Below are 13,145 nucleotides of genomic sequence, written 5' to 3'. Positions count from 1 at the left end.
TTAACTATAACTCCTGTAATGTTTTACCTAACTTATCTTTTGTCGATAATAATGGATTTGAAATCGGCCAACTGATATTTACTGTTGGATCGTTCCACAATAGACACCCTTCTGACTTAGGATCATAATAGTTAGTACATTTATATTCAAAGTCGGCAATATCTGACAGTACAGCAAAACCGTGAGCAAGTCCAGGAGGTATCCACAACTGTGTTTTATTATCTTCAGTTAAGGTAACGCCAACCCACTCTCCATAAGTTGGGGAATCTTTACGAATATCGACAGCCACATCAAAAACTTCACCTCTAACAACTCGAACTAGTTTACCTTGAGGATTTTCCTTTTGAAAATGTAATCCTCTTAACACATCTTTTTGTGAACGGGAATGGTTATCTTGAACAAAATTAAGTTCTATACCTAGCATTTCTTGGTATCGTTTTTGTTCAAAAGTTTCAAGAAAAAAGCCCCGTTCATCACCAAACACTTTCGGTCTTATAATTTTTACATCTGCAATATTCGTTGAAATAACTTCCATTTGCCCACCTATTCTATTGTTCTATCAATCTTGCTAAATATTGCCCATATAATGTTTTACCTGAACTAATGGCTTCTTCCTTCACCTGTTCAGCGCTCAGCCAACCATTACGATAAGCAATCTCTTCAAGGCAGGCAACTTTGAGTCCTTGTCTTTTTTCTATCACTTGAACAAACGATGATGCTTCAAGCAAACTGTCATGTGTACCTGTATCAAGCCAAGCAAAACCACGTCCTAGAATTTCAACATTTAACAGTCCTGCATCCAAATACATCTGATTAAGAGTCGTAATTTCCAATTCTCCGCGACGAGATGGTTTGACTTGTTTTGCCATTTCAACTACATTTTCATCATAAAAATAAAGACCAGTTACTGCCCAGTTGGACTTTGGCTTGGCTGGTTTTTCCTCAATGGATAATACTTTAAAATTTTCGTCAAAATCAACTACACCAAATCTTTCAGGATCCAGCACCTGATAACCAAAAATTGTTGCACCTTCTTTTTGAGCTACAACTCTTGCTAATTTTTTGCCAAAGCTTTCACCAAAAAATAAATTATCACCTAACACTAAAGAACAGCGTTGTTTTTGAATAAACTCCTCACCGATTAAAAAAGCTTGGGCTAATCCTTCCGGTTTAGGTTGTTTTGCATAACTGATCTTTATACCAAATCGTGAGCCATTACCTAATAATCGTTGGAACATGGGTAAATCATCAGGAGTGGTAATAATCAAAACATCGCGAATACCGGCAAGCATAAGTACAGACAAAGGATAATAAATCATAGGCTTATCATAAACAGGCAATAACTGTTTCGAAATACCTCGAGTTATGGGATAAAGACGGGTTCCTGACCCACCAGCTAATACAATACCTTTCATAAATTTACCTATATTAAATAATTCCTTGTCGGGATCTTGCATATGAGCCATCTTTAATATGATCACACCATTGTTTGTTTTGTAGATACCATTCTACTGTTTTACGCATTCCAGTTTGGAATGTTTCTTGTGGTTTCCAACCCAAATCTTGATAGATCTTTGATGCATCAATAGCATAACGCTGATCATGACCTGGTCGATCAGTAACATAAGTAATCAAATCTTTATAACACTTAACACCATCAGGCTTATTTGGAATGAGTTCTTCAAGTAATTCACAAATAATATTTACAACATCAATATTTTTTTGTTCATTGTGCCCACCAATATTATAAGTCTCACCTACTTTTGCTTTAGTAGCAACAAGATAAAGTGCTCTTGCATGATCTTCGACATATAACCAGTCTCTAATTTGCTGGCCATTACCATATACGGGCAACGGCTTACCTTCAAGAGCATTAAGTATCATTAATGGGATTAGTTTTTCTGGAAAATGGTATGGACCATAATTATTTGAACAGTTAGTAATAATTGTAGGTAAACCAAAGGTTCTATGCCACGCACGGACTAAATGATCGCTAGAGGCTTTGGAGGCTGAATAAGGACTACTTGGAGAATACGGTGTTTTTTCAGTAAATAAGTCACTTGTTCCATGCAGATCACCATACACTTCATCAGTTGAAATATGATGAAAACGAAATATAGATTGTTTGGTTGCATCTAATGTTTTCCAATAGGCTAAAGATGCTTCTAATAAAGTATAAGTACCTATTATATTGGTTTCTATAAATGTAGAAGGATTATCAATAGAACGGTCAACATGGCTTTCGGCAGCTAAGTGCATAATAACATCAGGGCAAAAGCCAGCCATAACAACATTAAGTTCCTTTCTATCACAAATATCGATTTGTTTGAAATGATATCGTTTATTCTCTGATACGCTATCTAATGATTCCAAATTCCCAGCATAAGTTAATTTATCAATAACCAATACTTCATCATTAGTCTGTTCAATAATATGTCTCACAACAGCAGAACCAATAAAACCAGCTCCTCCTGTAACAATAACTTTCATTAATTAACCCTCTAAAATCTTATGCATGGAATAATAATAACAAAGCCAATAAATAGCAATATTTAGAATTAGTTATTAATCATTATATGTAGGAAAATGCCGAGTTGTTTACACTTCATGATTTAAATAATCCTCTAAAAACTCATAAGATACTTTTCCCGAAATCGCTTTACGGGAGTTAACGATATTATAAAAATTAATAAAGCGTTTGGTTTTTTGTTTTTGTTTTCTTTCTTTTGAATTGCTAAATACTTGTTGATTATGTCACATCTTCATTAATGTTCGTATCACTCTTTCAGCTTTTCCATCGTTTGTGGGCAAGTAGCTATTGTGATCCTATTTGATTTGGAGAAAAATTTCTTGGTTTTGTGACCAGTTTTAGCCCATCAAAACCTTTTTTATTTAATATTACCCATCCTTCAACCGTATTGGCTGGCATCTGGAAGTGTATGACGCTTAAACCACTACCGTCATTGCTATTAAAATAATGTTCAAGCAATATAATTAACACTATATATGTTCACTACAACAACGAGCTAAGTTAATAAAAAAGCAACTAATTTGTCTGTTTTTTTAGATACAAATTAAAAAAAAATTATGAATAATTTTTTAAAAGATAAATTAATACATAACATATTAATTTAAAATGATTTATTCTTTATATTTCAAGACAATATTTGTTACTTGTTATTCTCTTTTATCAAACTAAATTTGATAAAAAATATATTTATAATTTTGTTTATAAAGTAACGCTATTATTGCCCGCTTATTTGCGGGCAATAATAATATTTATAGTTTAGATTAGTTAATTAAAAAGCATCTTATTAAATAATAAAAAATAGCTATTTAACAACACGGAATGGATTTGCTTTTTTAGTAACTGTTTCTTGTTGTAATGGTGTTTTTTGATTTGATTTATATTGAGGTTCATCTTCAAATCCCATTCCTACACCATTTTCACGAGCATAAATTGCTTCGATGGCCGCCATTGGAACTACAATGTGTTGAGGGACACCTGAAAAGCGAGCATTAAACTCAATTTGCTCATTAGTTGCTAAATATTGTCCAACTGACTGTGGCGCAATATTTAATACTATCTGATTGTTTTGGATAAATTCTTGTGGCACTAATACACCATGTACTGATGTATTAACCACAATATAAGGTGTCAATTCATTATCTAAAATCCAATCATAAAAAGCCCTAAATATATAAGGGCGACGTGGAGACATTTGTTCAAGTTCCATTAAGGTTACCTTGTTTAAGGTTATTATAAAAAAATAAATTTAATTGATTATGATCTTATTCTTTTTTCTTCTTCAGTTAATGAATTAACAAAAGCTGGACGTTCAAAAATTCGTGCCATATAAGCTAGGTAATTCTTTTCAGCTACTTTGGGTAATTCAATACCAAGTAATGGTAAGCGCCAAAGCAATGGAGCAAAATAACAATCACATAATGTGAAATCATCACTCATAAAATAGTTTTTTTCTTTAAACATAACCGAAATTGAAACAAGATCATCAATAAGATTCTTCCGTGCTATTTTAGCAGCATCGCTATTAGGATCGGCAATAATTGTTTCGTAAGCGCTATACCATTCTTTTTTAATACGATACATTGTTAATCGTGAATTAGCGCGAACAATTGGATAAACAGGCATTAATGGTGGATGAGGGAAACGTTCATCAAGATACTCTAAAGCAATGTGAGGTTCGTATAACGTAAGATCGCGGTCAATTAATGTTGGAATTGAAGCATAAGGATTAAGATCCAATAATTCCTGTGGTAAATTATCTGCCGTTACAAACTCGATTTCGGCAGTTACCCCTTTTTCTGCTAGAACAAAACGGATCTGATGCCCGTAAATATCTGTTGTATCACAAAATAATGTCATTACAGAACGTTTATTAACAGCAACAACCATATCCACTCCAATTTGTAAAAATTAAAATAAGTCTATTTGCTTGCTATTCTAGCAAATTAGATAACAAATTTGTTAAAAAAATTAATTTTATTATATCCTTTTTCATTAATTTGTAATGAAAACAAAAAGTTTTAGAAAAAAAATAATTTAATATAACAATTGTTAAGTTATTTTATATCATTAAGTTAAATAATTTTATTAGCTTTTATAGATACCTATTTATCTATATGAATTCCTCGCGTTGTTTACAGAATTTGAGAATCTACTGTAATGAATATGCATAAAAAATAAAACTAACGACTTATCACAAACAAGAGATATGGAGCTTATACCATAAAGAAAAAATAACTGTCATTGATGTGTCAAAACGCTTTATAGTCAATCACCCGACCATTTATAACGAGCTAAAGAAAGCTTAATTAAAGTCGAAAAGCCAATTGAAGATAAATTAGGACGTCAAGCTAAACGTTATAACAAAACCTATCCTAGTGAAATGTTGCATGTCGACACCAAAAGTTTACCTTATCCCTTAAACAAGTTGTATGAATTAGTGTAGCCGATCCAAAATATAGCCAAACTAATCCAAGTAATAATCCCCCGAAAATTTTCAAACATCCCCCCTCGTATCTCTAAATAGCGATCGTTATAAGCATAATAAGGTCCAATCGGGCGTGGGTTATTACTGACTGACTCTTTGGTATAATCTTTGGCAACTTCGCTTAACTTCATATCACCACTAAAATAGCCCATTTTCAATTTTTTACGCGTTGCGGTTTTAATTGCACTACTGAACCAAAATAAATATTCACCAATATACATTAAAATGTCCCCTGTACTGCTTGATTAAACTCACTTAGCTCCTCGGTTAAGTCATCAAATTGATCACGTTTAGAATCTTTACTCAAGCAGCCTTGAGCTAATCTTACCAATTAATCATCTGAACTCTCTTTTATTGGCTTTTCAGCTTGTTTTGCTATTTTTGTTTTTCTTTTTCGGCTGGCTTTTTTCTTGGGTCTTTTAAATTGACCATAGTCAATAAGTTCGCCTGTTTCGTCATCAATTACGCCCCACTCTTGGCTGTTATCTAAAATCGCCTTTTGTACATCCGGTGGGTAATCCGATAGGGTGGTTTCTTTTGGTATCGGTTTACCCGGTTTACCCGCTTGCCTGATCACTTTTGGCCAACGAGGTTGCCAGCATAGGCATTCCGAAATAAAGTAACCCACCGTATAAAATGGCAATAAGATTAAAAAGACTGGGATTAACATTAAAATCATGATCACACTAGGATTATTTTTTGCCAGATGGATCATAGGGCGAATATGCCCCTCAACACCGTGAAAAGGCATGGGTAAATGGGTGCTTAGGCGTGGTTTGGGCAGATTTTGGGGACCGTCTTCCATATAACGGCGGATAAATTCCCACTCGTCTTTATAATCTTGAGGATCATAAGTGTTTTTGCCTACGCCTACGGACTGTGCAACTGGAAAGCCAGTTTTATAAGGGTGAAAGGAGAACACATTAACTAAGTTGGTACCGCCCATATCCGAGCCTGTCTCGCCAAAATTAGCGGGCATGATATGTTCCCATTTAAATACCGCAGTACCACCACAATATCTAGGACGTTGTACATACACTTGCCGTGTTACCCGATTAAACCGTACCCGAATATGGCGAAGCGTGAATAACTCTAAGCGACAGACATAACGGAAGTAGCGGATGCATAAGTAAGTGGAAACTAAAAATATAATTAAAAAAAATATTATTGCAAATATACCCGAGGCAATATTGCCACGCTCATGATGATATAATTTGAGTAAAATATTTAATCCCAAATCTCCACTAGAATAAGGAATAAAAAATATAGCCAAACTAATCCAAGTAATAATCCCCCGAAAATTTTCAAACATCCCCCCTCGTATCTCTAAATAGCGATCGTTATAGGCATAATAAGGCCCAATCGGGCGTGGGTTATTACTGACTGACTCTTTGGTATAATCTTTGGCGACTTCGCTTAACTTCATATCACCACTAAAATAGCCCATTTTCAATTTTTTACGCGTTGCGGTTTTAATTGCACTACTGAACCAAAATAAATATTCACCAATATACATTAAAATATCCCCTGAACTGCTTGATAAAACTCACTTAGTTCTTCGGTTAAGTCATCAAAATGATCACGTTTAGAATCTTTACTCAAGCAGTCTTGATCTAATCTTACCAATTAATCATCTGAACTCTCTTTTATTGGCTTTTTAGCTTGTTTTGCTATTTTTGTTTTTCTTTTTCGGCTGGCTTTTTTCTTGGGTCTTTTAAATTGACCATAGTCAATAAGTTCACCCGTTTCGTCATCAATCACGCCCCACTCTTGGCTACTATCTAAAATCGCCTTTTGTACATCGGGTGGGTAATCTGATAGGGTGGTTTCTTTTGGTAGCGGTTTACCCGGTTTACCCGCTTGCCTGATCACTTTTGGCCAACGAGGTTGCCAGCATAGGCATTCCGAAATAAAGTAACCCACCGTATAAAATGGCAATAAGATTAAAAAGACGGGGATTAACATTAAAATCATGATCACACTAGGATTATTTTTTGCCAGATGGATCATGGGGCGAATATGCCCCTCAACACCGTGAAAAGGCATGGGTAAGTGGGTGCTTAGGCGTGGTTTGGGCAGATTTTGGGGACCGTCTTCCATATAACGGCGGATAAATTCCCACTCGTCTTTATAATCTTGAGGATCATAAGTGTTTTTGCCTACGCCCACGGACTGTGCAACTGGAAAGCCAGTTTTATAAGGGTGAAAGGAGAACACATTAACTAAGTTGGTACCACCCATATCCGAGCCAGTCTCGCCAAAATTAGCGGGCATAATATGTTCCCATTTAAATACCGCAGTACCGCCACAATATTTAGGGCGTTGTACATACACTTGCCGTGTTACTCGATTAAATCGTACCCGAATATGGCGAAGCGTGAATAACTCTAAGCGACAGACATAACGGAAGTAACGGATGCATAAATACAATGAAACTAAAAATATAGTTGAATAAAATATTATTGCAAATATACTCAAAGCAAAATTCTGATATTCGTGATGATATAATTCAAATAAAGTGTTTAATCCTAGATCTCCACTAGAATAAGGAATAAAAAATATAGCAAAACTAATCCAAGTAATAATCCCCCGAAAATTTTCAAACATTCCCCCTCTTATCTCTAAATAGCGATCGTTATAGGCATAATAAGGCCCAATCGGGCGTGGGTTATTACTGACTGACTCTTTGGTATAATCTTTGGCGACTTCGCTTAACTTCATATCACCACTAAAATAGCCCATTTCCAATTTTTTACGCGTTGCGGTTTTAATTGCACTACTGAACCAAAATAAATATTCACCAATATACATTAAAATATCCCCTGAACTGCTTGATAAAACTCACTTAGTTCTTCGGTTAAGTCATCAAAATGATCACGTTTAGAATCTTTACTCAAGCAGTCTTGATCTAATCTTACCAATTAATCATCTGAACTCTCTTTTATTGGCTTTTCAGCTTATTTTGCTATTTTTGTTTTTCTTTTTCGGCTGGCTTTTTTCTTGGGTCTTTTAAATTGACCATAGTCAATAAGTTCGCCTGTTTCATCATCAATCACGCCCCACTCTTGGCTGTTATCTAAAATCGCCTTTTGTACATCGGGTGGGTAATCTGATAGGGTGGTTTCTTTTGGTAGCGGTTTACCAGGTTGCCCTGCTTGCCTAATCACTTTTGGCCAACGTGGTTGCCAGCATAAACATTCCGAAATAAAGTAACCTACCGTATAAAATGGCAATAAGATTAAAAAGACAGGAATTAACATTAAAATGATGATCACACTAGGGTTATTTTTTGCCAGATGAATCATAGGGCTCATATGCCCTTCAATACCATGAAAGGGCATCGGTAAATGGGTACTTAGGCGTGGTTTGGGCAGATTTTGGGGACCGTCTTCCATATAACGGCGGATAAATTCCCACTCGTCTTTATAATCTTGAGGATCATAAGTGTTTTTGCCTACGCCTACGGACTGTGCAACTGGAAAGCCAGTTTTATAAGGGTGAAAGGAGAACACATTAACTAAGTTGGTACCGCCCATATCCGAGCCAGTCTCGCCAAAATTAGCCGGCATAATATGTTCCCATTTAAATACTGCAGTACCACCACAATATCTAGGGCGTTGTACATACACTTGCCGTGTTACCCGATTAAACCGTACCCGAATATGACGGAGGGTAAATAACTCTAAGCGACAGATATAACGGAAGTAGCGGATGCATAAATAAGTAGAGACTAAAAAAATGATTGCAAAAAATACCATTGCAAATATTCCAGAACCAATTTTATAATTATCCCATTCATTATTGTATAATTTTAAAGCCACTTTAAGTGCGAAATAACCTCCTGATGCTGTAATAAAAAATATAGCCAAACTAATCCAAGTAATAATCCCCCGAAAATTTTCAAGCATACCCCCTCGTATCTCTAAATAGCGATCGTTGTAGGCATAATAAGGTCCTATCGGGCGTGGATTATGACTGACCGACTCTTTGGTATAATCTTTGGCGACTTCGCTTAATTTCATTGAGTTATCAGAATAATCTTTTTTCAATTTTTTACGGGTTTCAGGTTTAATTGCACTACCTAACCACAATATAAATTCACCAATATACATTAAAATGTCCCCTGGACTGCTTGATAAAACTCACTTAACTCCTCGGTTAAGTCATCAAATTGATCACGTTTGGGATCTTTACTAAAGCAGCAACGATCTAACCATTTTTGTAATGCATTATCGTCAAAAATCATAATAGCGACACACACTACGATAGTAAATAAGGTTGCAACAAACCCTACCGCGCCAATTACTATAGCTACCCCTCGTTGCAATGCTATTCGTCCTAAAAATAACCCCCATTCAGCCATAGCTACCAAAATAGTTCGCTTAATACTTTCATTTACAATTCTTTCTAGCCATGGAACTAAAGAACCTAATGCTGCTAAGAATTGTGATATACTAAGCGCAAAGGTTGCCATTGCTCTAGCATAATATGCGATAGCAATCACGCCATTATTTTTATCTAGAGCGGCATTACCATCCATAATATCAAAGCACACCGACATTCCTCCTGCCATTGCCGATAAGGTTGCACCCCATAAAAATATTCGGCCAAAGGCATTACGCGTTGTAATTGCGGTCATCGATTTTGGATCTCTACCGATACAACATTCAACAACACTAGTCCCTATTTGGAATATTGCAGCCATGGTTGTCATCCCTGATGCGATAAGTTCGGCTCGTTCTCGCCAATTTGTCCATTTACCTTGTGTAAGTTTTCGGATTGTGTCATAAGCACTAAATCCGAAAACGATCATTGCAATTCGGGTATTAACCAGATCGGCATTTTGAAAATGCTCTCCCGCTCTACGGGTTATTTGTCCAGCACCTTTTGCTGGGTCAGCGGTAAAGCTTTTTCCACAAATATTAATGCGTAAACCATACAGCTTTCGCGCCTCTTTATTAATTCTAGACAAAATCATATTACCAAAAAAGTTAAGAACTCGTTGTTCAGCCTGTGTTGAAGTAACCTTTAAAAAATGTCGTACTAAATCGGCAAATGAAATTGATAATAATGCAATAGGCAAGCCACGTTTCGCCAAGTCATCAATTATGGGACCCGTTTGATTAATATGGTTTGTAATTTTATTAAGTAAATCAACAGCAGTATCAACCGTTGATAGGTGCTCAGTATTTGTAATAGGACCATCAGTAATGATGATTTTTTCTTGTAAATCCAGATACTCATTAATCGTATCAATTATGCTAGTAATATTAAAACTATAGGCACGCCAACATAAATTTTCACGGGTAATTTTGGAGGCACTCCACCATTTATCAAATAGTTTTCTTACAGAAGGCGAACCGCTTGCACCACAGAGACATGCACTGACTTGCAGAGTAAACTGAATGCCATCGAGTTTTTCGTTAGAGTCATAAAAATCTAGCGCTAGTAGCAAATGTTCAGACTTTAACCACTTTATATAATCTTGACTATGATTTTCTGCCTTTTGTTCGGCTAATTGACTTTTTTCATCAAAATTTTTTTTAAAGGTATCGAGCTTTTCTTGCGATAATCGGTTCCAATATTTTTTTTCAAATTCATCTTCCGAGGCTTCTTGGGTATAGATATTATCAATGTTTTTTTCATACCGTTCTTGATCTTTATCAATATTTCTATTTAGAATTTCTTTCATTTCATCAGATAGTTCTGGATCTGAGCCATATATTCTTAAGTGGTCATAATATCGATTTTGCTCGTTTATCATTTGTTTAATGCGCATTTGACGGAATGAGTCTTTAAGCCCATGGAGCTGTCTAAAAATCAGTAAACGGTGTTCGTTAGAAATGCCTTCACTATCTTCAGTTTCCATCCAAGGTTTCATATTTTGTTGTAATGCTTGATTACGGCGGTTATTTAAGCTTTGAGTGATGCCGATAGCATCGTTGACGACAATGGCTGCACCTTGGCATTTCTTCAGCTTTTTGTATATCGATAAATAACGATAAAAATTCTTACCTATGGATGCATCATTAAAATTTGTACGCTTGGAGTAAACAAATTCTACATTCTGTTTTTTTTGATATGCTTGATATCGCTCACCTGATTGATTACCCCAAAAAGGCGTGTTATTTAAAAATTTCTCTTGGGTTGCTAGCTTTTCTGCTGTCGAAAACTCTAAAATATTGGGTGAAAATTCATCTGGTAATATTGATTTAACTCCGTTGCGAATTTCATCGGGCGTTATGCCGTCAAGTAAATAGAGATCTTGATCTTCATACTGCGCTAATAGCTTTGCACTGATTTTATTGGGTGCAAATATAAAATAAAGCTTGATGATATTTTCACTCTCTTTAAAACTAATATACGATGCATCGGCCCCATCAATTGCAATATTACAGGTATAGGTAGGGGGAGTATTGCTTACATTTTCAATATCTTTATGTTCAATCAAACACCCCTCAGGGCTAGAAGTAAATACACGCCATTTTTTGCCCGTGTTACGATGTTCTAAAACGTATAAATAACCTTGCCTAAGCGTTTGTAAACAATACTTAGAATGTGTTAATGGTATATCTTTAACTTTTTTTTGCACAAAATTTGGTAATGGTGGTATATCGTTGCGCGATAGATAACCAGCTGTAGACAAACGAGTTGGTAGCACAAATAAATTACCCTCTTTGTCTTGACAACTAGGACAGCGTTTACCGAGGTTTTGTTCATTTGTCTTCAATAGCCCTAGCAAATTATCAAGCGATGCCATGTTTTATTCCTTCTTGCCATTCATTAAAATATTTTTTAATTTTGTTGATATCCTTATTATTAATAAGGTTAGCACATAGATCTTTATCTATTGATTGAAAAAATAATGGTGGTTGAGCCATGATATAGCTAACCATATAATCAAGCATGTGTTTATCAGGTTGCGTGTAACTTGCCATATACACCCATTCTAACAGCTGATTTAATATTTTTTTCTGCTCTGTGGTTAATGTGTTATTTTGCTGATTTGTCGTAATGTATTCGTAATAATTATATGTCTGTGCAATATTTAGTTGTTGCCATTGGCGAGAGCTTATTTGATAGTTAATATCAGATAAGATTATTTCTGGTTTATGATGTAGTTCAATATAGTTATCATGCCAATAATACCAATACTCAATTACACCGAATAAGCCATCTAATTGCTGCTGTTCAAAAATTCTAACTAAATGATTTAAAACTTTGGGATCATAAAAACGAAAAAAATAATAGCTTCCATCATAGCGCATAAACATGGCATTACTAATTTGTTTTTGAATATAATTAATTGGATATAGTGAAAATAAGATCGCAATTTCTGCAGATTTTTTATCATTTAAGTTTTGAATAATATCTTCTAAAATCGATGTTGGCTTCGATTGCGTACTTTCGGCTATTATTGATTGTTTGGATATTGTGCAAAGCTGTAAGCATTCATAATCTGTCGATACGGTATCTTGCCTATCGCGAACTGGGACAATTGACTCAAAATCAAAACAATTTTTTAAAAAGAATTCATCATTGATTTTGGGATCAACAAGTAAATGTAATCTACCAAACTGCATTAGATGCTGAATAATTGTTTGAATAATTTGGTTATCAGGTATTAAATTTTGCATTATTTTCTTTCCACAAAAATAGCATGTTCATTGGTTGAGTTTTCTTGAACTCCAGAACAAATAGGGGGTAATTTTGATTTGATGTCCATATTTGCCGTCCCCATTTTCTGCAACACATTACACTTAAGATAGATATTATCCTGTGTACCCAGTTCGATACCTTCGCTGCTGATTTTGATATAAGAGCCACCGCAGATAAGCGTGATGTTGTCTGTTGCAGTAAGGGTGACTTTCCCATCGACACTATCCACTTTGATATCTTGTTTGGCCGCCATATTGAGATTGGCGTTTTGGGCTTGCACCTCGATATCGCCTTGGTTGGCAAACAGTTTCATCCCTGATTTTTGGGCAAATAACCCCAGCGCCTCGCCCGATGATAGGGTGACGTTTTTTAAGGCGTTGATATCGGTTTGGTGTTCACTGGTTAAGCTGAGGCTGTTAGCGGTAGACAGTTGGATGTTTTCAGGACTGGTTAAGGCCATCCCTTCTTGGG

Annotated in this window: 12 protein-coding genes; all 12 read right to left on the bottom strand. The window is 35.5% G+C overall.

The window, feature by feature from the left end; all coding sequences use genetic code 11:
* Positions 1-4: 4 nt before the first annotated feature.
* On the bottom strand, positions 5-535 hold the full coding sequence (rfbC, locus tag GQ594_RS09315) for a dTDP-4-dehydrorhamnose 3,5-epimerase (protein WP_160412539.1): 531 nt from the start codon (positions 533-535) through the stop codon (positions 5-7).
* Positions 536-548: 13 nt separating this feature from the next.
* Positions 549-1,415 (bottom strand): glucose-1-phosphate thymidylyltransferase RfbA, encoded by an 867-nt coding sequence (gene rfbA / locus GQ594_RS09310; RefSeq protein ID WP_160412561.1) that lies wholly within the window; start codon positions 1,413-1,415, stop codon positions 549-551.
* Positions 1,416-1,428: 13 nt separating this feature from the next.
* A complete protein-coding gene (gene rfbB, locus GQ594_RS09305; RefSeq protein WP_160412541.1) occupies positions 1,429-2,490 on the bottom strand; it encodes a dTDP-glucose 4,6-dehydratase in 1,062 nt (353 codons plus the stop codon).
* An 842-nt stretch (positions 2,491-3,332) separates the two neighbouring features.
* Complete coding sequence (locus tag GQ594_RS09300) at positions 3,333-3,737, bottom strand: ClpXP protease specificity-enhancing factor (RefSeq protein ID WP_160412543.1); 405 nt, start codon at positions 3,735-3,737, stop codon at positions 3,333-3,335.
* Between the two features lie 47 nt (positions 3,738-3,784).
* The gene (locus GQ594_RS09295) at positions 3,785-4,417 is read right to left on the bottom strand and encodes a glutathione S-transferase N-terminal domain-containing protein (RefSeq protein ID WP_160412545.1); all 633 of its coding nucleotides are present in this window, start codon (positions 4,415-4,417) and stop codon (positions 3,785-3,787) included.
* A gap of 522 nt (positions 4,418-4,939) precedes the next feature.
* Positions 4,940-5,236 carry a hypothetical protein gene (locus tag GQ594_RS09290; protein WP_160412547.1) on the bottom strand — a complete coding sequence of 99 codons (297 nt, stop codon included), beginning with the start codon at positions 5,234-5,236 and terminating at the stop codon, positions 4,940-4,942.
* Between the two features lie 110 nt (positions 5,237-5,346).
* Positions 5,347-6,531 (bottom strand): DUF6708 domain-containing protein, encoded by a 1,185-nt coding sequence (locus GQ594_RS09285; RefSeq protein WP_160412548.1) that lies wholly within the window; start codon positions 6,529-6,531, stop codon positions 5,347-5,349.
* A gap of 110 nt (positions 6,532-6,641) precedes the next feature.
* Positions 6,642-7,826: a DUF6708 domain-containing protein gene (locus GQ594_RS09280; protein WP_160412550.1), complete on the bottom strand. Its 1,185-nt coding sequence runs from the start codon at positions 7,824-7,826 to the stop codon at positions 6,642-6,644.
* A gap of 146 nt (positions 7,827-7,972) precedes the next feature.
* Positions 7,973-9,127: a DUF6708 domain-containing protein gene (locus GQ594_RS09275; protein ID WP_160412552.1), complete on the bottom strand. Its 1,155-nt coding sequence runs from the start codon at positions 9,125-9,127 to the stop codon at positions 7,973-7,975.
* Positions 9,127-11,775 (bottom strand): T6SS effector BTH_I2691 family protein, encoded by a 2,649-nt coding sequence (locus GQ594_RS09270; RefSeq protein ID WP_160412554.1) that lies wholly within the window; start codon positions 11,773-11,775, stop codon positions 9,127-9,129. The genes GQ594_RS09275 and GQ594_RS09270 overlap by 1 nt, the downstream gene beginning before the upstream one ends.
* Positions 11,762-12,652 carry a DUF4123 domain-containing protein gene (locus GQ594_RS09265; RefSeq protein WP_160412555.1) on the bottom strand — a complete coding sequence of 297 codons (891 nt, stop codon included), beginning with the start codon at positions 12,650-12,652 and terminating at the stop codon, positions 11,762-11,764. Before GQ594_RS09265 ends, GQ594_RS09270 begins: the two co-directional genes overlap by 14 nt.
* Positions 12,652-13,145 (bottom strand): DUF2345 domain-containing protein (locus GQ594_RS09260; RefSeq protein ID WP_160416518.1); only part of this gene is annotated, 494 nt, incomplete at its 5' end. The genes GQ594_RS09265 and GQ594_RS09260, both read right to left, overlap by 1 nt.

This window comes from Gilliamella sp. Pra-s52, assembly GCF_009795805.1.
GTDB lineage: Bacteria > Pseudomonadota > Gammaproteobacteria > Enterobacterales > Orbaceae > Gilliamella.
The sequence above is the reverse complement of the archived record's forward strand: the minus strand, read 5'-3'. Positions and strand labels throughout refer to the sequence as shown.

Bases quoted from the DNA above. Each gene is read 5' to 3' on its own strand.
- rfbC (WP_160412539.1), bottom strand. From the start codon at position 535: ATGGAAGTTATTTCAACGAATATTGCAGATGTAAAAATTATAAGACCG.
- rfbA (WP_160412561.1), bottom strand. From the start codon at position 1,415: ATGAAAGGTATTGTATTAGCTGGTGGGTCAGGAACCCGTCTTTATCCC.
- rfbB (WP_160412541.1), bottom strand. From the start codon at position 2,490: ATGAAAGTTATTGTTACAGGAGGAGCTGGTTTTATTGGTTCTGCTGTT.
- GQ594_RS09300 (WP_160412543.1), bottom strand. From the start codon at position 3,737: ATGGAACTTGAACAAATGTCTCCACGTCGCCCTTATATATTTAGGGCT.
- GQ594_RS09295 (WP_160412545.1), bottom strand. From the start codon at position 4,417: ATGGTTGTTGCTGTTAATAAACGTTCTGTAATGACATTATTTTGTGAT.
- GQ594_RS09290 (WP_160412547.1), bottom strand. From the start codon at position 5,236: ATGTATATTGGTGAATATTTATTTTGGTTCAGTAGTGCAATTAAAACC.
- GQ594_RS09285 (WP_160412548.1), bottom strand. From the start codon at position 6,531: ATGTATATTGGTGAATATTTATTTTGGTTCAGTAGTGCAATTAAAACC.
- GQ594_RS09280 (WP_160412550.1), bottom strand. From the start codon at position 7,826: ATGTATATTGGTGAATATTTATTTTGGTTCAGTAGTGCAATTAAAACC.
- GQ594_RS09275 (WP_160412552.1), bottom strand. From the start codon at position 9,127: ATGTATATTGGTGAATTTATATTGTGGTTAGGTAGTGCAATTAAACCT.
- GQ594_RS09270 (WP_160412554.1), bottom strand. From the start codon at position 11,775: ATGGCATCGCTTGATAATTTGCTAGGGCTATTGAAGACAAATGAACAA.
- GQ594_RS09265 (WP_160412555.1), bottom strand. From the start codon at position 12,652: ATGCAAAATTTAATACCTGATAACCAAATTATTCAAACAATTATTCAG.